The sequence below is a fragment of the Streptomyces sp. R35 genome (genome assembly GCF_041053035.1).
In the GTDB taxonomy this organism is placed as follows: domain Bacteria; phylum Actinomycetota; class Actinomycetes; order Streptomycetales; family Streptomycetaceae; genus Streptomyces; species Streptomyces lutosisoli.
Genome location: NZ_CP163440.1, coordinates 5,159,640 through 5,179,865, shown reverse-complemented (window position 1 = coordinate 5,179,865; position 20,226 = coordinate 5,159,640). Strand labels below are relative to the sequence as shown.

The 20,226-nt window shown below is 70.4% G+C and carries 20 protein-coding genes; 10 read left to right on the top strand and 10 right to left on the bottom strand.

Features of this window, described 5'->3' with window-relative positions; translation table 11 throughout:
• The first annotated feature begins 17 nt into the window (after positions 1–17).
• Together AB5J50_RS23680 and AB5J50_RS23675 are read left to right on the top strand one after the other, a co-directional pair.
• On the top strand, positions 18–596 hold the full coding sequence (locus AB5J50_RS23680; RefSeq protein ID WP_369260383.1) for a carboxymuconolactone decarboxylase family protein: 579 nt from the start codon (positions 18–20) through the stop codon (positions 594–596).
• The gene (locus AB5J50_RS23675) at positions 593–1,459 is read left to right on the top strand and encodes an RNA polymerase sigma-70 factor (protein WP_369260382.1); all 867 of its coding nucleotides are present in this window, start codon (positions 593–595) and stop codon (positions 1,457–1,459) included. Before AB5J50_RS23680 ends, AB5J50_RS23675 begins: the two co-directional genes overlap by 4 nt.
• 106 nt (positions 1,460–1,565) lie before the next feature.
• Here AB5J50_RS23675 and AB5J50_RS23670 read toward each other — a convergent pair whose 3' ends face one another.
• The 5 genes from AB5J50_RS23670 to AB5J50_RS23650 all read right to left on the bottom strand — a co-directional run bounded on the left by AB5J50_RS23670 (position 1,566) and on the right by AB5J50_RS23650 (position 6,726).
• Positions 1,566–2,447, bottom strand: a complete 882-nt coding sequence (locus AB5J50_RS23670; protein ID WP_369260381.1) for a GNAT family N-acetyltransferase — start codon at positions 2,445–2,447, stop codon at positions 1,566–1,568.
• Positions 2,448–2,691: 244 nt separating this feature from the next.
• Entirely contained in the window at positions 2,692–3,576 is an 885-nt protein-coding gene (locus tag AB5J50_RS23665; protein WP_369260380.1) for an alpha/beta fold hydrolase, read from the bottom strand.
• 162 nt (positions 3,577–3,738) lie between these two features.
• On the bottom strand, positions 3,739–4,743 hold the full coding sequence (locus AB5J50_RS23660) for an NADP-dependent oxidoreductase (RefSeq protein WP_369260379.1): 1,005 nt from the start codon (positions 4,741–4,743) through the stop codon (positions 3,739–3,741).
• Between the two features lie 172 nt (positions 4,744–4,915).
• Positions 4,916–5,971 carry an aldo/keto reductase gene (locus AB5J50_RS23655; protein ID WP_369260378.1) on the bottom strand — a complete coding sequence of 352 codons (1,056 nt, stop codon included), beginning with the start codon at positions 5,969–5,971 and terminating at the stop codon, positions 4,916–4,918.
• A gap of 62 nt (positions 5,972–6,033) precedes the next feature.
• Positions 6,034–6,726 (bottom strand): SDR family oxidoreductase, encoded by a 693-nt coding sequence (locus AB5J50_RS23650; RefSeq protein ID WP_369260377.1) that lies wholly within the window; start codon positions 6,724–6,726, stop codon positions 6,034–6,036.
• Between the two features lie 115 nt (positions 6,727–6,841).
• Here AB5J50_RS23650 and AB5J50_RS23645 point away from each other — a divergent pair, with 115 nt between their 5' ends.
• The 4 genes from AB5J50_RS23645 (at position 6,842) to AB5J50_RS23630 (ending at position 9,301) form a co-directional block, all read left to right on the top strand.
• The gene (locus AB5J50_RS23645; protein WP_369260376.1) at positions 6,842–7,417 is read left to right on the top strand and encodes a TetR/AcrR family transcriptional regulator; all 576 of its coding nucleotides are present in this window, start codon (positions 6,842–6,844) and stop codon (positions 7,415–7,417) included.
• Between the two features lie 244 nt (positions 7,418–7,661).
• Complete coding sequence (locus AB5J50_RS23640) at positions 7,662–8,165, top strand: helix-turn-helix domain-containing protein (protein WP_369260375.1); 504 nt, start codon at positions 7,662–7,664, stop codon at positions 8,163–8,165.
• 89 nt (positions 8,166–8,254) lie between these two features.
• Positions 8,255–8,845, top strand: coding sequence for a hypothetical protein (locus AB5J50_RS23635; RefSeq protein ID WP_369260374.1), 591 nt, complete (start codon positions 8,255–8,257; stop codon positions 8,843–8,845).
• Positions 8,846–8,962: 117 nt separating this feature from the next.
• On the top strand, positions 8,963–9,301 hold the full coding sequence (locus AB5J50_RS23630) for a DUF2516 family protein (RefSeq protein ID WP_327435087.1): 339 nt from the start codon (positions 8,963–8,965) through the stop codon (positions 9,299–9,301).
• A 134-nt stretch (positions 9,302–9,435) separates the two neighbouring features.
• Here the strand turns inward: AB5J50_RS23630 and AB5J50_RS23625 are convergent, their stop codons facing one another.
• The 3 genes from AB5J50_RS23625 to AB5J50_RS23615 form a co-directional block, all read right to left on the bottom strand.
• Entirely contained in the window at positions 9,436–10,764 is a 1,329-nt protein-coding gene (locus tag AB5J50_RS23625) for a PP2C family protein-serine/threonine phosphatase (RefSeq protein ID WP_369260373.1), read from the bottom strand.
• Between the two features lie 370 nt (positions 10,765–11,134).
• Complete coding sequence (locus tag AB5J50_RS23620; protein ID WP_369260372.1) at positions 11,135–12,220, bottom strand: NlpC/P60 family protein; 1,086 nt, start codon at positions 12,218–12,220, stop codon at positions 11,135–11,137.
• Between the two features lie 243 nt (positions 12,221–12,463).
• The gene (locus AB5J50_RS23615) at positions 12,464–13,282 is read right to left on the bottom strand and encodes a class I SAM-dependent methyltransferase (RefSeq protein ID WP_369260371.1); all 819 of its coding nucleotides are present in this window, start codon (positions 13,280–13,282) and stop codon (positions 12,464–12,466) included.
• 472 nt (positions 13,283–13,754) lie between these two features.
• Between AB5J50_RS23615 and mshA the strand changes: the two genes are divergently transcribed.
• The 3 genes from mshA to AB5J50_RS23600 all read left to right on the top strand — a co-directional run bounded on the left by mshA (position 13,755) and on the right by AB5J50_RS23600 (position 17,459).
• Positions 13,755–15,092 (top strand): D-inositol-3-phosphate glycosyltransferase, encoded by a 1,338-nt coding sequence (gene mshA / locus AB5J50_RS23610; protein WP_369260370.1) that lies wholly within the window; start codon positions 13,755–13,757, stop codon positions 15,090–15,092.
• Positions 15,085–15,585 carry a YbjN domain-containing protein gene (locus AB5J50_RS23605; RefSeq protein ID WP_327429768.1) on the top strand — a complete coding sequence of 167 codons (501 nt, stop codon included), beginning with the start codon at positions 15,085–15,087 and terminating at the stop codon, positions 15,583–15,585. The genes mshA and AB5J50_RS23605 overlap by 8 nt, the downstream gene beginning before the upstream one ends.
• A gap of 128 nt (positions 15,586–15,713) precedes the next feature.
• A complete protein-coding gene (locus tag AB5J50_RS23600) occupies positions 15,714–17,459 on the top strand; it encodes a glycosyl hydrolase family 28-related protein (RefSeq protein ID WP_369260369.1) in 1,746 nt (581 codons plus the stop codon).
• Here the strand turns inward: AB5J50_RS23600 and AB5J50_RS23595 are convergent.
• Positions 17,438–18,253, bottom strand: a complete 816-nt coding sequence (locus AB5J50_RS23595; RefSeq protein ID WP_369260368.1) for an AraC family transcriptional regulator — start codon at positions 18,251–18,253, stop codon at positions 17,438–17,440. The two genes, AB5J50_RS23600 and AB5J50_RS23595, sit on opposite strands and share 22 nt — an antisense overlap.
• 49 nt (positions 18,254–18,302) lie before the next feature.
• Here AB5J50_RS23595 and AB5J50_RS23590 point away from each other — a divergent pair, with 49 nt between their 5' ends.
• Positions 18,303–18,728: a DUF2000 family protein gene (locus tag AB5J50_RS23590; protein ID WP_369260367.1), complete on the top strand. Its 426-nt coding sequence runs from the start codon at positions 18,303–18,305 to the stop codon at positions 18,726–18,728.
• A 94-nt stretch (positions 18,729–18,822) separates the two neighbouring features.
• Here AB5J50_RS23590 and AB5J50_RS23585 read toward each other — a convergent pair whose 3' ends face one another.
• Positions 18,823–20,076: an MDR family MFS transporter gene (locus AB5J50_RS23585; RefSeq protein WP_369260366.1), complete on the bottom strand. Its 1,254-nt coding sequence runs from the start codon at positions 20,074–20,076 to the stop codon at positions 18,823–18,825.
• Positions 20,077–20,226: the final 150 nt, after the last annotated feature.

The window sequence follows — 20,226 nt, the reverse complement described above, 5'->3', positions numbered from 1 at the left end:
TGTCCAAGGAGGACACCATGGCGCTCCGCGTCCCGAAGGCTGAGCTTCCCGCCGAGCTCAGCGAAAACATGATCAAGCAGCTCGGTGCCGTGCCCGAGCCCGTCGAGGTGGTGTGGCACAGCCCCAAGGTCGCCACGTCCAACCTGGAGTTCTCGGCCGAGCTGGCCGAGTGGGACGCGGCCGACGCGAGCCTCAAGTCGTTCGCGCACATGGCCGTCGCGGCACAGGTCGGCTGCGGCTGGTGCCTCGACGTCGGCTACTTCCAGGCGCAGAACCAGAACCTGGACCTGGCCAAGGCGAGCCAGGTGCCGCGCTGGCGGGAGTCGGAGGTGTTCACGCCGTTGGAGCGGGACGTGCTGGAGTACGCCGAGGCGATGACGAACACGCCGCCGACCGTCACCGATGAGCTGCACGCGAGCCTGCTCGACCGGCTCGGCCCGGCCGCGATGGTCGAGCTCACCGCGTACATCGCCTTCGTCAACATGGCGACCAGGAACAACAATGCGAACGGGATCACCTCGCAGGGCTTCTCCGATGCCTGCGAGATCCCACTGGCCGCGCGGCCGGAGAACTCCGACGTAGCGTCGACGGCATGACCGAGGACCCGTTCGTCGCCCATCGCAGCCTGCTGTTCACGGTCGCCTACGAGATGCTCGGGTCGGCGGCCGACGCGGAGGACGTGCTCCAGGAGTCCTGGCTGCGGTGGGCCGACGTCGACCGGTCGCAGGTGCGTGACTCGCGGGCGTACCTCGTCCGGATCGTCACGCGGCAAGCGCTCAACCGCCTGCGGACGTTGTCGCGCAGCCGCGAGGAGTACGTCGGCGAGTGGCTGCCGGAACCGCTGCTGACCAGCCCTGATGTCGCCGAGGACGTCGAACTCGCGGAGAGCGTCTCGATCGCGATGCTGACCGTCCTGGAAACGCTCGGGCCGACGGAGCGGGCGGTGTTCGTGCTCCGCGAGGTCTTCGAGATGCCGTACGGGGAGATCGCCGAGGCCATCGGGAAGTCCGCTGCGACGGTGCGGCAGATCGCGCGGCGCTCACGCGAGCATGTGGCGGCTCGGCGGCCACGGGCGCGGGTGAGCCGGTCGGAGCAACAGGCCGTGGTGGAGCGGTTCCTGGCCTCGTTGCGCACCGGGCAGTTGCAGGAGCTGATGGAGGTCATGGCGCCGGACGTGGTCCTGATCGCCGATGGCGGCGGGTTCGCGGCCGCCGCGCTGGCTCCGCTCCACGGGGCTGAACTGGTGGCGACGGTGCTCGCGCGCGCGGACCGGGTGACGGCCGCGTTCGAGACCACGACGGTGTGGCTCAACGGCGCGCCCGCGGGCCGGTTCGAGGTCGACGGCGAGCCGACCGCGGTAAGCCTCGTGGTGGAGAACGGGCGGGTCACCCGGATCTACCTGATGAGAAACCCGCGGAAGCTGACGCGGCTGGACGAACCGGCCGAACTCGCCAGGTAGGCCCGCTGCCGCTCCGGCAAGGAGAGGAAGGAAAGGAGAGGAAGGAAAGGAAGGGGAAGGAAACGAGGGGAAGGCAAAGGCAAAGGCGAGCGGCTTGCCTGTCGCGTTACTGAGCGACCTCCGGTTCGGTGTACGCGAAGTCGTACACGGCCCATTCGGTGACCGGGAGGAACCCGATGCGCTGGTAGAGGGCGTTGCTGGTGGGGTTGGCCGGGTTCGCGTGCAGCACGACGTCCGTGGCGCCCGCGGCCAGCGCGGCCCGGCTCACCTCGACCGTCGCGGCGCCCGCGTAGCCGCGACCGCGCAGGTGGGCCGGGGTGTAGACGGGGTCCACCTGGATCACGCCGGCGACCATCGGGTTCACGCCCGCCATGGAGACGGGCGTGCCGTCCGGGCTCTCCCAGAAGGTGAAGCGTTTGTCGGCGAAGCGTGTGCCGGCCCAGGAGTCGGCGTCGATGGTGACGACTTCCCCGACGTCCGTGGCGAACTCACGGCACCAGCGCATGAGTTGTTCATGGTCCTGCTCGCCCACGGGTCGGCCCCGGCCCGCTGGGGCCGGCTGCGGTGGGGTGAGCGTGCCGAGGCGGTACAGGCGGATCCGTGTGCGGAGTGTCGGCGTCGCGCCTGTGTGCCGCTGCCAGGCCTCGGCGAAAGCAGTGGCGGTGTCGTGGGCCGCGCTGACGTAGGGAAGGGAGTGGCCGAGGGCGGCCAGGTGGGCGGCGAGGGTGTCGGCCTGCTCGGGGGTGAGGGGGGTGAGGCCCAGGCCGAGGGACGGGAGGCGGTGGAAGGTGGCGCGGACCTCGCCCGCTCGCTCCAGCCGGCCGAAGAGGGGGGCTTGGGTGCCGTATGCGGCCGCCCCGCGTGTGCGCAGTCTCTTGATCGCTGTCAGCGGTGTGACGTGCAGGGCGGGCCGTGAGCGCAGGAACTCTCCGGCCCGGGCGAGGAAGTCGTCGACGTCTTCGGTGAGGTGCCAGTCATCCGGGCGCATGCTTCATGATTTCTGATGCGCTCGCCGCGGGGATCGCGAATGCCCGAAGAGCGCCGCATCCGGCGTCCCGGCCCGCGTGAAGTCCCGGCCCACCGGCACCCCGCTCCTCCGCTGAGACTGAGCACGATAGGTGTCGTCATCCTTCCGTCCCGACCTGCCCTTTCGTGAAGCTCTGAGCGCGACATCTGTCGCCGAATTCGCATCGTTCCTGACGTGATCCGCACTCTTCGCAGGCAAGTTGTCGTCAACTTCGAAGATCGCCCCTCCCAGGGGAGGCGTGCGGCTTCCCTGGGAGCCTGAGCGATACCCGGGACTCCTTGTGGTCCCATCGCTGTACGTGGACGGACCTGCTGGTCCCGGTCGGGCTGGACGCGGGACGGGGAGGCATGGACCTGTCCGATGGGTGGCCGGATCGGTGGACGGCGACGTGGAAGTACGCCGGGGACGAGATCACGGGCCCGGTCCGCCACCTGGAACAGGTGCCGGTGGCGAGCCGCGGGCCGATGCGGGGGTTCACCTGGCGGCGGGAGCAGCGGCACCGGCCCGGTCTGGAGTCGCTGGTGTCCACGGGGCGGCTGCACGGTAGCGAGATGGCTTTGTCGCGGTCGTCCGTGCGCTCTTTCAGCCGGTCCAGGAAGGCGTGGGCGGCCCGTCGGCCGCTTTCGGTGGCGGTGAAGAAGAGGAACTGCTTGGGGTCCCTGCGGGTCGCGACGGCCTTGAGGGTGTCCTTGATGGTGAGGGAGGTGACCTTGTCGATGCCGGGGCCTCCGGCGGGGCCCGTGCCCGCGAGGATCATCTTCCGTACGAGGTCCGGTTCCTGTGCCGCGACGACCTGGGCGACGAAGCCGCCCATCGACAGGCCGAGCAGGTCGACACGGTCGTACCCGAGAGCCCGGATGAACAGCACCGTGTCGCGGGCCATCGCCTCGATGGTGTCGGGCGTGGAGCCGCCGGAGGCGCCGACGCCGCGGTTGTCGTAGGTGATCACGCGGCGTCGGGCGGCGAGTCCGTCGACGACGCGGGGGTCCCAGTTGTCCAGGACCGCGGACAGGTGGTTGAGCAGGATCAGCGGTACGCCGTCGTCCGGGCCGTGCTGCCGGTAGGCGAAGTCCACGCCGTGCACGGACACGGCGCGGGTCGGCGCGTTCTTGTACGACGCCGGGGTGGGCGTGGGGGAGCTGGACGGTGCGTTCGTGATCGGGTCCTGGTGTGGGAGAGAGGAGCGTGGGGCGGGATCTGCTCGTTGTGGCGGGCGGTGTTCTCGGCGTCCGGCAGGGCCGGTGCCCTGTGCTCACGTCATGGAGACGACGACCTTGCCGGCCTTCGCGCGGCCCTTCTCTACGTATTCCATGGCCTGGAGGGTCTCGTCGAACGGGAAGACCCGGTCGACGACGGGGCGGATCTGTCCGGCGTCGATGAGGGCGGTGAGTTCGCGCAGTTGGTCGCCGCTGGCCTTCATGAAGAGGAAGGAGTAGGTGACGCCGAGGCGCTTGGCCTGGCGCCGGACCTTCGCGCTGAGCGCGGTGATGCCCAGGCGCATGACCAGGTTCGAGCCGAGTTCGCGGGCGGTGGCCGGGTCGGGCGGGCCCGCGACGGAGATGGCCAGGCCGCCGGGCTTGAGGACGCGGAGGGACTTGGCGAGGTTCTCGCCGCCGAGGGAGTCCAGGACGACGTCGTAGCCGTGGAGGAGTTCGGAGAAGTCCTGCGTGCGGTAGTCGATGACCTCGTCCGCGCCGAGGTCCTTGACGAGGTCGACCTTGGCGGTGCTCGCGGTGGCGGCCACGTGCGCACCCAGGGACTTCGCCAGCTGGATGGCGATGGACCCCAGGCCGCCGGCGCCCGCGTGGATGAGGACCTTCTGGCCCGGCTGTACATGGGCCCGCTCGACCAGGGCCTGCCAGGCGGTCAGCGCGACCAGGGGGAGGGAGGCGGCCTCGGTCGTGGTGAGCGTGGCGGGTTTGAGGGCCAGGTCGTCCTGGTGGACGGCGAGGAGTTCGGCGAAGGTGCCGATGCGGTCCTTGTCGGGCCGGGCGTAGACCTCGTCGCCCACCGAGAAGCGGGTGACGGACGATCCCGTACGGACGACGGTCCCGGCGAAGTCGTTGCCCAGGACGAGCGGGAGACGGTACGGCAGGATCGCCTTCAACTCACCCTTGCGGATCTTCATGTCCAGCGGGTTGACGCTCGCCGCGTGGATCTTGACCAAGACATCCTCGGCGCCCACCTGGGGGTCGGGTATCTCGGCGGCGCGCACCGTGGTCGGGTCGCCGTACTTCTCGACCATGAAGGCCTTCATTGTTGTCTCCGTTCGTTCGGTCTCCCGCACGAGCGGGAGGGGCGTTCTGTCCGTGAGGGGCTTGTGCCGGTACGAGACAGTTTGTGATGTTCTTCTAGTCCGCGCGCTCCGCGTCGGCACGGCAGTGGCCAGTGCCTGCGCGGAGAGCTCTGCGTCGGCCGTGTTTCCGGGCTCAGGCCACCGGCACGACCGGGGTGATGACGCTGCTCGCGTCGCCGCCCTGGAGGTGCCCCAGCGAGCCCGCGATGCCCTCGTGCGGTACGCCGAGCGGCACGGCGCTGACCTTGTCGAGGCGCGCGTACTGCTCGTCGGTCAGCTGGACGTCGAGGGCTGCGAGGTAGCTGTCGAGCTGGGAGAGGTTGCGCGGGCCGATGATCGGGACCAGCGTGGCCGTGGAGCGGGCGGCGCGCTCGCGGACCCAGGCCACCGCCACCTGGGCGGGCGTCGCACCGGTCTCCTGGGCGATGGCCAGGACGGTGTCGACGACGGCGGTCTTCTGGTCGGTGCTCTCGGTGTGGATGACCATGCCCAGGTCGCTGAGGCGCCCTTCTGCGGACGTGCGGTACTTGCCGGTGAGCAGTCCGCCGCCGAGCGGGGACCACAGTGCGGCGCCGAGTCCGAGGCTCTCGGCCATCGGCAGCAGCTCGCGGTCGGCGGTGCGCTCGACGAGGCTGTACTCGTGCTGGATGCCGATGACGGGGGACTGGTTGCGCAGGTCGGCGAGGGTTACCGCGCGCGAGACGCGCCAGGCGGGGAAGTTGGACAGTGCGGCGTGGTGGATCTTGCCCGCGCTGACCAGGTCGTCGAGACCGCGCAGGAGCTCCTCCATCGGAGTGAGCTGGTCGGGGAAGTGCACCCACAGCAGGTCGATGTAGTCGGTGCCCAGGCGCTTCAGGCTGGCCTCGACGGAGGCGACCAGGTTCTTGCGGCTGTTGCCGGTCTTGGAGATGTCCGGCTGCGGGGCCGCGCCGAGGGCGAACTTGGTGGCCAGGACGAAGTGCTCGCGGTCGGCGGAGACCAGCTTGCCGGTCAGTTCCTCCGACTCGCCGAACTGGTAGCCGTCGGCGCTGTCGAGGAAGGTGCCGCCGGCCTCGGCGAACCGGTCGAAGATGCGGCGGGCCTCGTCGGGCTCGGCGCCTGCGCCCCAGCCGGTGCCGAAGTTCGCGGTGCCGAGCGCGTACTCGGACACGCGCAGTCCGGTCCGGTGGCCAAAGGTCGTGTAACGCATGAGAAGTCCTTGCGCAAGGGGGGGCCTGGAAGGCCGTCGTGCCGTGGTGGAGGGGGTGAGCGTCAGCCCGCGTTCGGCTGGGGCGCCGCGGACAGGCCCTGCTTGACGTACCGGCTGGTCTCGTCGGCGAGGATCTCGGGCAGGCCGGTCTCGATGCCGCGCAGGGCCTGGGCCGCGACGTCGGCGGCGTCGACCTTCTGATCGGCGGGCACGCCGGCGGCCATGTCGGTGTCCATGTAGCCGACGTGCAGCGCCGAGACGGTGATCCCGCGGGGCGCCAGTTCCTCGCGACTCGCGTCGCTCAGCGCCCAGGCGGCGGCCTTGGAGGCCGCGTAGGAGCCGAGTCCTGCCGGGTGGTACCAGGACAGGGCGGACAGGACGTTGAGTACGGCGCCGCCGCCGTTGCCCTCGATGACGGGGGCGAAGGCCCTGGTGGCTGCGAGCGGGCCGAAGAAGTTGGTCTCCATCTCGCGACGTACCTCGTCCAGGTCGCCGCCGACCAGCGTCGCGCCGGTGGAGATGCCCGCGTTGTTGATCAGTAGCGTCGCGTCCGACGCGATGCGGGCGGCCTCCCGTATCGACTCCTGGTCCGTCACGTCGAGGCGCAGGGGGCGGACGCCCGGCAGGTCGACTGTCTCGGGACGGCGGGCCGCCGCGTAGACCTTGGCGCCGTGCTCGACGAGCTGGGCGGCCAGGTGCCGCCCGAGGCCCCGGTTGGCGCCGGTGACCACCGCGACCGCGTTCTTGAGTTCCATGCCTGCTCCAGACTCTTTCGGGCGCCGTTGGGACACCCGCACCAATTAGATTGCAACAACAATCTAAACACCAGACTACGATAGATGCCAGTCGACATCCAAACGGGAGGTGGCCATGGGCCGCGTATCGCAGGCGCAGGCGGAGGAAAATCGCAGGCGGGTGGTGGACACCGCGTCGCGGCTGTTCCGGGAGCAGGGAACCCACGTCAGCGTCGCCGATCTCATGAAGGCGGCCGGCCTCACCCACGGTGCCTTCTACAAGCAGTTCGCCTCCAAGGAAGCGCTCGTCGACGAGGCCACCGCCCACGCCTTCGATGAGCTCGCACGGTGCCATGCGGCCGAGCTCGAGCGGCACGACGGGCAGCGGGATGCCGCTCAGCGGGCCCTGATCGACACCTACCTCTCCGTCGAACACCGTGACAACGCGGCGGACGGCTGCCCGGTCGCGGCTCTCGCCATCGATGTCGCGCGCGGACCCGAAGGCCGCGAGGCGCGCCGTACCTACGCGGAGGGCGTGGCCGACTTCGCCGCGCTCCTCGCCCCCGCCGAGGCCGTCGGGGCCGGCGAGGGCGGCCTCGCCCGGCTGTGCACCCTGTTCGGTGCGCTGGTCCTGTCCCGGGCCACCCAGGGCTCCCCGCTCTCCGAGGAGATCCTCGCCGCCGCGCACGCGGCCCTGACGGAAGCCGGCTGACCGGGGGCCCGGCATCGGGCGCCGCGCGGCGTGTGTGCACCGGTCGCACCCGCGAGGTGACGCGGGGCCCGAGGCTTCCGTGCTCGCGGCCTGATCGATCTGGCGTAGTTCCGTGCTCCCTACGACAGTTGTCGTGCAAATGCGACACCTATCGTGCTCAGGCTCACCTCCGCCCGAGTGGCATGGCGCACTATTGCAAGCAAGATGCTTGCAATAGTTAGCGGAGTTGGTGCAAGGTAGAGGCATGGCATCGCTCAACGTCGGCAATCTTGGTGAGTATCTGCGGGAACAGCGGCGCAGCGCGCAGCTGTCACTGCGGCAGCTCGCCGACGCCGCCGGGGTGTCCAATCCGTATCTGAGCCAGATCGAGCGCGGGCTGCGCAAGCCGAGCGCGGAGGTGTTGCAGCAGGTCGCCAAGGCGCTGCGGATCTCCGCCGAGACGCTGTACGTGCGGGCCGGGATCCTCGACGCCGAGCGGGACCGGGACGAGGTGGAGACGCGCGCCGTCATCCTCGCCGATCCCACGCTGAACGAGCGGCAGAAGCAGGTGCTGCTCCAGATCTATGAGTCCTTCCGCAAGGAGAACGGGTTCGAGATCGCGCAGGACGCGCCCCAGGATGCGACCTCGGACGCGAACCAGAGCATGGCGCAGGACATATCGGATGCCCAGCACCCGCAGGACACCGCCGCCCGCGGCCCCCGCACGGCCGACGGCAGCGATGCCGATCCGCAGCAGACCGCCAGTTGACCAGCACCGCCGGAAAGATCACCGACAGGCCGGTCCGTCGCCGATCACCAAAACCCTCAGCTGAAAGCGAATACCGGAGGACCATCGCCATGGCCATCACCGACGAAATCCGCAAGGCCGCCACGGACCCGACCCCGCTCTACTTCCTCGCCGGCACCGCCGACCTGGCCGTTCAGCAGGCCAAGAAGGTCCCCGGCATCGTGGAGCAGATCCGCGCCGAGGCCCCGGCGCGCATCGAGACCGTGAAGAACATCGACCCGAACGCCGTCCAGGAGAAGGCCGCCGCCCGCGCCAAGGAGGCGCAGGAGACGATCCAGACCAAGGTGACGGAGTTCATCGGCACCCTCGACACCGACCTGAAGAAGCTCGGTGAGTCCGCTCAGGACCTCGCCCTGCGCGGTGTCGGCGTCGCCGTCGAGTACGCCGTCAAGGCCCGAGAGACCTACGAGAAGGTCGCCGAGCACGGCGAGCAGACCGTGAAGACCTGGCGCGGCGAGGCCGCCGAGGAGATCGAGGAGCTGGCCGCGGTCGTCGAGCCGAAGGCCGAGACGGTCGAGGTCAAGGACGAGGAGAAGCCGGCCGAGGCCGCCGCCGAGCCCGCCCTGGCCAAGAAGACGGCCGCCAAGAAGGCCCCGGCCCGCAAGGCCACCGCCAAGAAGACGACGTCGCCCGCCAAGTAGGCGAGCGACGGCAAGACCGTTTCGCCGTACGAAGACGGGCCGGGCACTCTCAGAGTTCCCGGCCCGTTCTCCGGGTACGGTGGCCGTAGAGACGACTCGACTCGGGCGGTGGGCATTGTGCTGTTGACGGCATTCGGCGGCTTCATGTGGCTGATCTTCACAGCCATGCTGGTGCTCGCCGTGGTGGCGCTGGTGTTGGCCGCGGTGGCCCGCGAGGACGCCTACCGCGCTGCTGACAAGCAGAACAAGATGTTCTGGCTGATCATCCTCGGCATCACGGTGGCCGTGAACCTCTGGGTGCCGATGCTCTTCGTGCAGATCGCGGGCCTGGTCGCCACGATCGTCTTCTTCGTCGACGTCCGCCCCGCCCTCCGCCAGGTCTCCGGCGGCGGCCGCGGCCGCCGCGGCGGAAGCAGCAGCGACGGCCCGTACGGCCCCTACAACGGCGGACGGTAAGACCGGCACCCCGCAAGGGGCCAACAAGGCACAACAAGCACAACAGGGACAAGCGACGCCTGACGCGTACGAGAAGCCTGACGCGTACGAGAGGTACGACGGGGGTTACGGCTTCCTGCCCGGCATCGGCGCGGTTACGGCGTCCTGTCCAGCATCAGCACCGCCACGTCGTCCGTCAGCTCCCCGCCGTTGAGCTCGCGCACCTCGCTCACCGCCGCGCGCAGCAGTTCCTCGCCCTCCAGCCCCTGGGCGAGCTGACGGCGGACCATGTCCACCATGCCGTCCTGGCCGAGCCGCTCCTTGCCCACGCCGATGTGGCCCTCGATCAGACCGTCGGTGTAGAGCATCAGGCTCCAGGCGGCGCCCAGCTCCACCTGCATCCGCGGCCAGCGGGCGTGCGGCACCAGGCCGAGCGCCGGTCCGTTGTTCTCGTACGGCAGGAGTTCGGCGGGCCGGCCCGGGCGGGCGATCAGCGGGGACGGGTGGCCGGCCAGGCAGAGCCCGGCGCGGCGGCCGTCCGGTGCGATGTCCACGGTGCAGACCGTCGCGAAGATCTCGTCGTTCTCGCGCTCGTGCTCCAGGACCTGCTGGAGGGTCGAGAGGAGTTCGTCTCCGCACAGGCCCGCGAACGTCAGCGCGCGCCAGGCGATGCGCAGCTCCACGCCGAGCGCCGCCTCGTCGGGCCCGTGCCCGCAGACGTCACCGATCATCGCGTGCACGGTTCCGTCGGGCGTACGGACGGTGTCGTAGAAGTCGCCGCCGAGCAGCGCACGGGAGCGGCCCGGGCGGTAGCGCGCGGCGAAGCGCAGTGGGGAGCCCTCCAGGAGGGGTGTCGGCAGCAGACCGCGTTCCAGGCGTGCGTTCTCCTGGGCGCGCAGCTTCGACTCGGTGAGCCGTCGCTCGGCCTTGTCGGAACGTTTCCGCTCCACCGCGTACCGGATCGCGCGGCTCAGCAGCCGTCCGTCCAGTTCGTCACGGAAGAGGTAGTCCTGGGCGCCGACGCGCACCGCCTCCGCGCCGCGCTCGGCGTCTCCCGACGCGGTGAGCGCGAGGACGGCGTGCTGGGGCGCGAGCCGCAGCACATGCTTGAGCGTGGCCAGCTCGTCGTCACCGGCGGCGGCCCGGCCCGACACCGGCAGGGCGAGGTCGAGCAGGATGCAGTGGACGTCGTCGGTCAGCAGCCGCTCGGCCTCGGTGAGGTTGCGGGCGGTACGGATGCGGATCGGCTTGCCCGCCGCGTCGAGCATGTCCGGCACGCCGAGCGAGGCGGCCGGGTCGTCCTCGATGACCAGCAGGGTCAGGTTGGTGGTGCTGTCGAGAGGGCCGGTGGCGCGAGGCGCCGGTGCTGCCAGGGTCGGGCCGCCGGCAGGGTCTCCGGAGGGGCCGCCGGGCGAGAACGCGGCTTGAGCCTGACCACTCTCCACGGCCGGGATCGCTCTCTGCCGCGGTACGGGTACGGGCATCGTCTGGGTTCCTTCCCTCCCCCCGAGGGCGTGGTGGGGCGAAGGACCTCGACCCACCGACGGGGACCATAGCGTCAGCCGGTGCCGCAACGGAATGGTGTACGGCACGGCGTCCGGCAAACGGCCACCGTCATATGCCGCATCCTGTACCGCACTTGGACAGGATGGGGTTCCAATCGGGATGACGAAGGTCACGTCCCGGAAGTTGATCCGGGAGGGCAACCGTGTGGTGCGTCACGTGGGGCGCGTCACCTGGAGTGCCTCACGTGGGTATGGGGCCGGTCCACACAGGGTGGTTACGGCGCCGATCCGCACGGGATTGGGATGGGATGGGATGAGATAGGTACGCCGAGGGTCCCCGCGGCAGACGTCACGCGTCCGGTCGTACGACCCCCAGGATCGGCATCGACCCCGCCCCCGTGATCGTCACCGTCCGCCCTGGCCTCGGGGCGTGCACGATCGCGCCGTCTCCTATGTACATCCCGACGTGGCTGGCGTCATCGAAGTAGATGATCAGGTCGCCGGGACGCATGTCCTTGATGTCGACGCGGGTGAGCTGCTTCCACTGCTCCTGCGAGGTGCGGGGGATGCCGTGTCCGGCGGACGCCCAGGCCTGGGAGGTCAGCCCCGAGCAGTCGTACGACCCCGGGCCCTCGGCGCCCCACTCGTACGGCTTGCCGATCTGGTCGGTCGCGTACTTCACGGCCTTCTTGCCCTGTTCGGACGCCTTGCTGTTGATCTCCGCGAGGACGCCGGAGCTCAGCCAGGCGGTCTGTGCCTGGTAGGCGGCCTCTTCCTCCAGCTTCGCCAGCCGCTCCTTCTCCTCCTTCTCCAGCTGGGACTCCAGCTTCTCGGCGGCGGCGATCCGCTCCTTGATCTTCTTCTTGGCCTCGGCCTTGGTCTTGCGGTTGGCCTCCAGCTTCTTCCACTGCGCGGAGGCGTCCTTCGCGTACTGCTCCAAGTCCTGCTGGGTGCGGGTCATCTCCGCGAGCAGCCCCTTGGTCGCGTGCTCGCCCTGCCGCACGCGTCCCGCGCCGTCCAGGAACTCCTGCGGGTCGTCGCTCAGCCACAGCCGGGCCTCGGGCGGCAGCCCGCCCCCGCGGTACTGCGCACGGGCCGCGGCGCCTGCCCGGTCCTTCAACTTGTCCAGTTTCGCCTGGCCCTTGACGATCTCGCGGGCCAGATCGACGATTTCGGCGGACTGCTTCTGGGCCTTCTCCTCCGCCGCGTTGTACGCGTCCGTGGCCACCGCCGCCGCGTGGTAGAGCTTGTCGAGCTTCTTGCGGACGGCTTCAAGGTCCTTGTTGCTCACGGGTGTCGGTGTCGCCGTGGGGGTCCGGGTCGGTGTGGGTGTCGGGCTCGCATACGCCACGCCGGGTGCCGCCAGCACCGCGCAGGCACATGCGCACGCCAGGGCCATGGCCATCGTGGTCAGGCTCCGCTTGCCGGATCCCATTACTCCGCCCCCCAACTGATTTACCGTCAGTAACTTACGGACGCCTGGGGGATCGTGCCATGTCGGCGCGCAATGCGACAGAGGCGGGCAAGAACTCCCTTCCCCCCAACCCGCCTCCACAAGACGATCTCCCCGCCTGTGTGACGAACCAGTCACGGAGTTCGTTCCCCGCAGGTCAGACGCCTGGATCGGCCGGGCGCGCGCCGCCGTGCACCCCGAACGGGCCCTCGGTGCGGGCCGCGATCACCTGCGCGGCGCCAACGCCTCCCAGCGCACCGTGACTTCGCCCTGCCGCCAGCGCGTCACCCCGTCCGCCACCGGCCAGCCGGCCGTCAGGTCGCGGACCGCGCGTATCCAGCGCTGCCGGGCGCCGTATGAGGCGTAGGGCGCGGCGGCGGCCCAGGCGCGGTCGAAGTCGCGCAGGAACGCGTGCACGGGTTCGCCCGGGACATTGCGGTGGATGAGGGCCTTCGGCAGACGTTCGGCGAGGTCGGACGGGCGGTCCAGGGAGCCGAGGCGGGTGGCGAAGGTGACCGTGCGGGGGCCCTCCGGGCCGAGGGCGACCCAGACGTGCCGGCGGCCGATCTCGTCGCACGTGCCCTCGACGAGCAGGCCGCCCCGGGAGCCGGTCGCGGGGTCCGCCGGTGCGAGACGGGCGCACAGGCGCTGCCATACCTCGGCCACCTGCTCCTCGTCGTACTGGCGCAGTACGTTCGCCGCGCGGATGAGTGCCGGGCTGCCCTGCACCGGTACCTCGAAGCCGCCGTGCCGGAAGGCGAGACCCTCGCGCTCGTAGGGGCGCGCGGCCTCCACGCGCGCCGGTTCGATCTCGATGCCCACCACGCGCGCGCGGGGGGCGACGGTGCGAAGCCGTGCCAGCAGCTCGACCGCGGTCCAGGGGGCGGCGCCGTAGCCGAGGTCGACCGCCACCGGGTCGGTGGCGCGGCGGAGTTCGGCGCCGTGCACCGCCGCGATCCAGCGGTCCATGCGGCGCAGCCGGTTGGGGTTCGTCGTCCCACGCGTCACGGTCCCCACGGGGCGGGACGCTGCGCGGGCTGTCATACGTACGAGGGTATGCGCCGAAAGGGTCTCGCCCCCGCCGCCCCTACCCGTCCCATCCCGTTCCTGGGGGCTGCGCCCCCAGACCCCCCTAAAAGATTGCGCCGTTCCCCGCGCCCCTGAATGCGGCTGCGGGACGGTGGGGGCTGGTCGCGCAGTTCCCCGCGCCCCTAAAGACAAAAGACCGGGGGTGGCCGGGGGCGACGGGGCGCGCCCCGAGCGTTTGGGGCGCGGGGACTGCGCGAGCAACCACCCCGGCCTTGCAGTCGACCAGACAACCCCCTGCCCACCCCCACCCCACCCAAGGGGCACCCACCCGCAGCCGACAAGCAACCCGCCCCACCCTCGAACGGTTGAGCGATACCCGGTAATGATTCGGCAAAGAGGAAATGGAGCGGCACCCTCCGGCGTTCCCCCTGTCGGAGGGCGCACTGCACCCTCCGACAGGCATGCCCGCAGCGAGGAGGAACGCCACGTGAGCCAGTACGTCGGCAGGCTCGGGCGACGCTCCCCGGCGGCGCCCTCCCGGCTCAGGCTGCACCGCAGGCCCCGTCGCGTCGCGATGCTCTCCGTGCACACCTCACCCCTGCACCAGCCCGGCACGGGCGACGCGGGCGGCATGAACGTGTACATCGTGGAGCTCGCCCAGCGCCTCGCCGCGATCAACATCGAGGTCGAGATCTTCACGCGGGCCACCACGGCCGCCCTGCCGCCGACCGTCGAGCTCGCGCCCGGCGTCCTCGTCCGGCACGTCGACGCCGGCCCCTATGAAGGCCTCGCCAAGGAGGAGCTGCCCGCCCAGCTGTGCGCCTTCACGCACGGCGTCATGCAGGCCTGGGCCGGTCACCGCCCCGGCTACTACGACCTGGTGCACTCGCACTACTGGCTCTCCGGCCACGTCGGCTGGCTCGCCGCCGAGCGCTGGGGCGCGCCCCTGGTGCACGCGATGCACACCATGGCCAAGGTCAAGAACGCCGCGCTGGCCGAGGGGGACACCCCCGAGCCCGCCGCCCGCGTCATCGGCGAGACCCAGATCGTGCGCGCCGCCGACCGCCTCATCGCGAACACCGCGGAGGAGGCCGACGAACTCGTACGCCACTACGAAGCCGACCCCGACAAGGTCGCCGTCGTCCACCCGGGCGTGAACCTGGACCGCTTCCGGCCCGCCGACGGCCGCGCCGCCGCCCGTGCCCGCCTCGGCCTCCCGCAGGACGCCCTGATCCCTCTCTTCGCGGGCCGCATCCAGCCCCTGAAGGCCCCCGACGTGCTGCTGCGCGCGATCGCCGTCCTCCTGGACGAGCGTCCCGAGCTGCGCTCGCACATCGTGGTCCCCGTAGTGGGCGGTCCCAGCGGCAGCGGTCTCGCCAAGCCCGAGGGCCTGCAGAAGCTCGCCGCGCGGCTCGGTGTCGCCGACGTCGTACGTTTCCGGCCGCCCGTGGGGCAGGAGCAGCTCGCTGACTGGTTCCGGGCAGCGTCGGTGCTGGTCATGCCCTCGTACAGCGAGTCCTTCGGGCTGGTCGCCATAGAGGCACAGGCGGCCGGTACGCCGGTGCTCGCGGCCGAGGTCGGCGGGTTGCCCGTCGCCGTGCGCCACCAGGAGACCGGCTTCCTGGTGAAGGGGCACGATCCCGCCGCCTACGCGCGCGTGCTGCGCGATTTCGCGGACGACGAGACGCTTCCGGCACGGATGGGAGCCGCTGCCGCGCGCCACGCGGAGCACTTCGGCTGGGACACCGCGGCGGCGGCCACGGCGGACGTCTACACGGCGGCGATGCAGGCCCACAGGCGTCGCGTACGCTCCCACCATGGCTGACGTACAGCAGGCGGCGCAGGTCGTCGAGGGGGTCCTGAAGGACGCCGACCTCGAATGGGAGAGCCCGGACAGCGGCCACTACGTGGTGAAGCTCCCCGGCACCCGGAAGCTGTCGACCACCGTCTCGCTGATCGTCGGCAGGCACTCGCTGTCGCTCAACGCCTTCGTGATCCGCCACCCCGACGAGAACGAACCGGGTGTCCACCGCTGGCTCCTGGAGCGCAATCTCAAGCTCTATGGGGTCGGTTACGCGGTCGACTCCCTCGGCGACATCTATGTGACCGGAAAACTGCCGCTGGCCGCCGTCACCCCGGACGAGATCGACCGCCTCCTCGGCTCGGTCCTGGAGGCCGCCGACGGATCGTTCAACACCCTCCTTGAGCTCGGTTTCGCCTCCGCGATCCGCAAGGAGTACGCCTGGCGGGTGTCCCGCGGCGAGTCGACCCGCAACCTGGACGCGTTCACGCATCTGACTCAGCGTCCCACTAACTGACCTCCCTCGCCCACTGATTAGCCGTTGCGAGACCCCTTCCCAGCCCGGGGTCCCCGTGGCATGCTCGCCGCCGACGCAGATCTGAACGTCGTTCACATCCATGGAAACCAATGGAGGGGCGGACGGGTATGAGCAACGGGTATACGGGCAAGGCGCATACGGGCAACGCGCATAGCGGCAACGGGCATTCGGGCATCACCAGACGCAGCCTGCTCGGCGGCGCCACAGCCGTGGCGGCCGTCGCCGTGACCGGCGGAACAGCGACAGCCGCCGCACCATCCGCACCGCCCTCACCCTCCGCGCCACAAGGGCAAGTGCCGGCCCTCTGGAGGGAGTTCAGCCGCACCCCCTTCACCCACCCGCAGATCCCGTACGTCGGCAGGTCCGGCCGCGGCGGCGGGGCGACGCGCTTCCCCCGCCGCCCCGTCGTTGCCGACGTACGCGACTACGGAGCCGTGGCCGACGACGGCACCACGGACTGCGCCCCCGCGATCAACCGTGCCATCGCTGCCGCCGGAAGGGCCGGCGGTGGCACGGTTCTCATCCCGCCCGGCACCTTCCGCATCGACGACCTGATCCGCGTCGGGCACTCGAACGTCGTACTGCGCGGTGCCGGCAGCGACCGTACGAAGCTGTACGCGACCAAGAACCTCACCGAGCTGATCGGCGTCTACGGATCCCGTTACGGCGGCGACAAGTCGTCCTGGTCCTGGGCGGGCGGACTCATCTGGTTCTGCCCGACCGACCGCTTCACGACGCTGACGACCGCCATCCAGGCGAAGGCCTGGCCCTTCGAGGGCTGGACCGGCAACAAGCGCGACGAGTGGCGGACGCTGACAACGGTCGACCCCGCACGCCAGGGCTCCTGGACGGTGACGGTCGCCGACGCCTCCGCGCTGAAGCCGGGCAGTCTGGTCCTCCTGCGCCTCGCCGACGACACCGGCCACACGCTCCTGGAGCACATGGCGGGCGGCGGCCCGGGCCCCGAGGCGTACTACTGGGACGACAAGACAAAACTGACGTCGTACGTCCCCTACGAGTGGCCCGTCCGCATCGCGCACGTCCGCGGCCGCGAGGTCACCCTCGAACGCCCCCTCCCGCTCGACGTACGCCCCGAATGGGACCCGCGCCTGACCACCCACGTACCGGAGCTGACCGGCTCGGGAGTCGAGGGCCTCACCCTGGAGGCCGTGGAGACCCCGCAGTCCCCGCACCTCCTCGACAAGGGCTACAACGGGGTCGTCTTCCAGTGCGCGTACGACTGCTGGGCCGACGACATCGTCGTACGCCATGTGGACAACGGCTTCGGCCTCGTCGCCGCCTCCGCCTGCACCCTGCGCCGTACGACGGTCGCGGGCCGCGGCTCGCACCACCCGTACTTCTGCCGCGAGGGCTCGCACGACAACCTCATCGAGGACTTCACGATCGAGCAGCGCACGGTCCCGGCCCCCGCGGGAACCCAGCTCCACGGCATCAACGTCGAGGGCCTGTCCTCCTCCAACGTCTGGTCGCGCGGCGAGATGCAGATGGGCACCTTCGACTCCCACCGCGGCATGCCCTTCGCCAACGTCCGCACGGACATCACGGTGAACAACAACGGCCGCCACGGCGGCGACGCCAGCGCGGGACCGTTGTTCGGCGCCCGCTTCACCCACTGGAACATCCGCGTCACCAACGCCCGCGCCGGTCTGATGAAGATCGACGGCCTAGCGCCCTACTCCGCCACCGTCGGCGTCAACGAGGTGACGGAGTTCGACCAGACCGACGTACCCGACTTCACCGGAGACCTGCACGCGCGCGTGGAGCTGTACGGCACCACCGACGTCGTACGCCCGCGCAATCTGTACGAGGCTCAGCGCGAGCTGGAGCGATAGCGACCGGGGGAGACCCCCACCAACCGCCTGAAGTGGCGCGTCAGATGAGACTGGTCGTAGAAGCCGGTCGCCGTGGCCACTTCGGCCGGTTTCCCGCCCTCCAGGAGGAGCCGGCGGGCGCGGTCGACGCGGCGGGACATCAGGTACTGGTGCGGGGCGATGCCATACGCACCGCTGAACGCCCGTACCAGGTGGGCGGGATGGGCGTGCACGAGCTCGGCCGCCTCGTCGAGGGCGATGCCCTGGACGAGGCGTGCGTCGAGGAGTTCACGCAGGCGGACCGCGAGCGGAGGGTCGGCGCGCGGGAGTTCTCGGGTGATCCGGGGGCGCAGATGGCCGCGCAGCCGCTCGGCGATCAGGGCCAGCCTGCTCGCGGCCTCCAGCTCGTCCCCGGGGTGCCCGAGCGCCGTGTGCAACTGCCCGACGCGGCGCCGCAGTACGGGATCCACCACGTCGGGCCCGTCCACCGCGGGCCCGATGAGTTCCTCGGCGAGATGAGTGCCGTCGAGATACAGGACCCGCTTGCGAAAACCGTGCTCGGTGACCGGCGACCCGTTGTGCGGCACGTGCGGCGGCAGCAGCGACACCGTGTCGTGCGGGGTGCCGTGCTCATGCCGGTCGAGGTCGTACCGCACGGCACCGTCGTCGACGATCAGCAGCGTCCACGCCTCGTGTACGTGCATGGGGTACGCGTACTCGGTGTAGTGGGCGTGGAAGACCTCCACGACACCCGGAACGTGCGGGCGCCATGCGGTGATCTCCCGCTGAGGGACCTGAAGGGCCTGAGGGGCCATGCAAAGAACGTACAAGACGAGGTCGTACGGCGTCGGACAGTCTCGGTGCATGAGTGAACAGCCCATCCGCTTCGACACCAAGATCGCCGTACTGCTGCGGGAGGACCTGGAGCCCTGGCAACGACTTAATGTGACCGCTTTTCTCGTCAGCGGCCTGGGGACGGCGGTTCCCGAGGTGATCGGAGAGCCGTACGCCGACGCGGACGACGTCGCGTATCTGCCGATGTTCCGCCAGCCGGTCCTCGTCCTCGAGGGCACCAAGGAGACGCTGACGGCAGCCCACGCGCGCGTGCTGTCCCGCGCCCTGCCCCGAGCCGCCTTCACGTCCGACCTCTTCACCACCGGCAACGACCGCGACAACCGGGCGGCCGTGCGGGCCGTACCGACGGGGGAGCTGGACCTTGTGGGGCTCGCGGTGTACGGGCCGAAGAACGCGGTGGACAAGGTGATGAAGGGGGCGCGGATGCACCCTTAGACCGGGGTGATCGGACCGGGGTGACCGGACCGGAGTGACCGGACCGGAGTGACCGGACCGGAGTGACCGGACAGGGATTGCCGGACGGGGACTGCTAGACCGGAGTGACCTCCGCCCGCGCCGTCGTCGGGGTCTCCACGACCGTCTCCTCCGCCGGCAGCCGCCGCATCAGCACCCCATACCCGACCCCCGCCGCCGTACCCACCACCGCGCACAGCCCCCACAGCCACTCCGCGCCGAACCGGTCGATGACGACGCCGGACATCAGCGGGGCGACGAGCGCGGCGAGGGACCAGGACAGGGTGTACATGCCCTGGTAGCGGCCGCGGCCGTGCAGCGGGGACAGTCGGACGACGAGCCCCGTCTGGGTGGGCGCGTTGACGATCTCGGCGAGGGTCCACACGCACACCGTGAGGGCGAAGACGCCGACCGAGCCGGCGAAGGCGGTGAGCCCGAAGCCGTAGCCGGCGAGCAGGGACGAAATGACCAGCAGCCGCTTCGGATCCCGGTGCTCGATGAAACGGGTGACCGGGATCTGGAGCGCGACGATGAGTACGCCGTTGACGGCGACCGCCATGCCGTAGTCGGCGGGGGTGAAGCCCGCCGCGCCCATCGCGACCGGCAGTCCGACGGAGCCCTGCTGGAAGACGAGGGCGACGAGGAAGGACAGCCCGACGACGCTCATGTAGCGCCCGTCACGCAGGACGGTTCCGAGGCCGACGGCGGGTTCCGATGCGGCCTTGGCGGTGAGGACCGGCTTGGACTCCGGCAGCTTCGCGAAGATGACGAGCGCGCAGACGAGGGTCATGCCGGCCTCGATGAGGAAGCCCGCGAGATAGCTGAACTCGGCGATGAAACCGGCCGCCATGGAGGAGACGGCGAAGCCGAGGTTGATGGCCCAGTAGTTGAGGGAGAACGCGCGGACGCGGTCCTCGGGCCGGACGATGTCGGCCATCATCGCCTGCACGGCGGGCCGCGAGGCGTTGGAAGCCATCCCCACCAGGAAGGCGACGGCGGCGATCGCCGCCGGATGGTGCATAAAGCCGAGCAGTGCGACGGAGAAGGCCGTCGACACCTGCGCGATGAGCAGGGTGGGCCGCCGCCCGAGCCGGTCGGTCATCACGCCGGCGCCGAGCGAGGAGACGACACCGCCGAGGCCGTGCAGCGACGCCACGAGACCGGCGTACGAGGCGGAGTAGCCGCGATCGAGTGTCAGGTACAGCGCCATGAAGGTGGCGACGAAAGCACCGAGCCGGTTGACGAGTGTGCTGGTCCACAGCCACCAGAACTCGCGGGGGAGCCCCGAGACGGTCTCTCGGGCAGCGCGTCTCATGACGGCGAATGGCATGGCTGGTCCCCCACGGACGTAAGCGGCTCAGGCGGTGAGCACAACTTACGAGTCGGGGCTCTCGGGAAGCCACTCAATTAACAGATGCCGTCAACTGTCCGGTCTGCGGGCGGGCGAGCGAGGGGACGAAGGCTTCCATTACGCTCGTAC

Coding starts and splice junctions, on each gene's coding strand:
- AB5J50_RS23620 (WP_369260372.1), bottom strand. CDS start 12,220: ATGGGATCCGGCAAGCGGAGCCTGACCACGATGGCCATGGCCCTGGCG.
- AB5J50_RS23675 (WP_369260382.1), top strand. CDS start 593: ATGACCGAGGACCCGTTCGTCGCCCATCGCAGCCTGCTGTTCACGGTC.
- AB5J50_RS23615 (WP_369260371.1), bottom strand. CDS start 13,282: ATGACAGCCCGCGCAGCGTCCCGCCCCGTGGGGACCGTGACGCGTGGG.
- AB5J50_RS23595 (WP_369260368.1), bottom strand. CDS start 18,253: ATGGCCCCTCAGGCCCTTCAGGTCCCTCAGCGGGAGATCACCGCATGG.
- AB5J50_RS23670 (WP_369260381.1), bottom strand. CDS start 2,447: ATGCGCCCGGATGACTGGCACCTCACCGAAGACGTCGACGACTTCCTC.
- AB5J50_RS23625 (WP_369260373.1), bottom strand. CDS start 10,764: ATGCCCGTACCCGTACCGCGGCAGAGAGCGATCCCGGCCGTGGAGAGT.
- AB5J50_RS23660 (WP_369260379.1), bottom strand. CDS start 4,743: ATGAAGGCCTTCATGGTCGAGAAGTACGGCGACCCGACCACGGTGCGC.
- AB5J50_RS23650 (WP_369260377.1), bottom strand. CDS start 6,726: ATGGAACTCAAGAACGCGGTCGCGGTGGTCACCGGCGCCAACCGGGGC.
- AB5J50_RS23605 (WP_327429768.1), top strand. CDS start 15,085: ATGGCTGACGTACAGCAGGCGGCGCAGGTCGTCGAGGGGGTCCTGAAG.
- AB5J50_RS23640 (WP_369260375.1), top strand. CDS start 7,662: ATGGCATCGCTCAACGTCGGCAATCTTGGTGAGTATCTGCGGGAACAG.
- AB5J50_RS23655 (WP_369260378.1), bottom strand. CDS start 5,971: ATGCGTTACACGACCTTTGGCCACCGGACCGGACTGCGCGTGTCCGAG.
- AB5J50_RS23645 (WP_369260376.1), top strand. CDS start 6,842: ATGGGCCGCGTATCGCAGGCGCAGGCGGAGGAAAATCGCAGGCGGGTG.
- AB5J50_RS23635 (WP_369260374.1), top strand. CDS start 8,255: ATGGCCATCACCGACGAAATCCGCAAGGCCGCCACGGACCCGACCCCG.
- AB5J50_RS23680 (WP_369260383.1), top strand. CDS start 18: ATGGCGCTCCGCGTCCCGAAGGCTGAGCTTCCCGCCGAGCTCAGCGAA.
- AB5J50_RS23600 (WP_369260369.1), top strand. CDS start 15,714: ATGAGCAACGGGTATACGGGCAAGGCGCATACGGGCAACGCGCATAGC.
- AB5J50_RS23590 (WP_369260367.1), top strand. CDS start 18,303: ATGAGTGAACAGCCCATCCGCTTCGACACCAAGATCGCCGTACTGCTG.
- AB5J50_RS23585 (WP_369260366.1), bottom strand. CDS start 20,076: ATGCCATTCGCCGTCATGAGACGCGCTGCCCGAGAGACCGTCTCGGGG.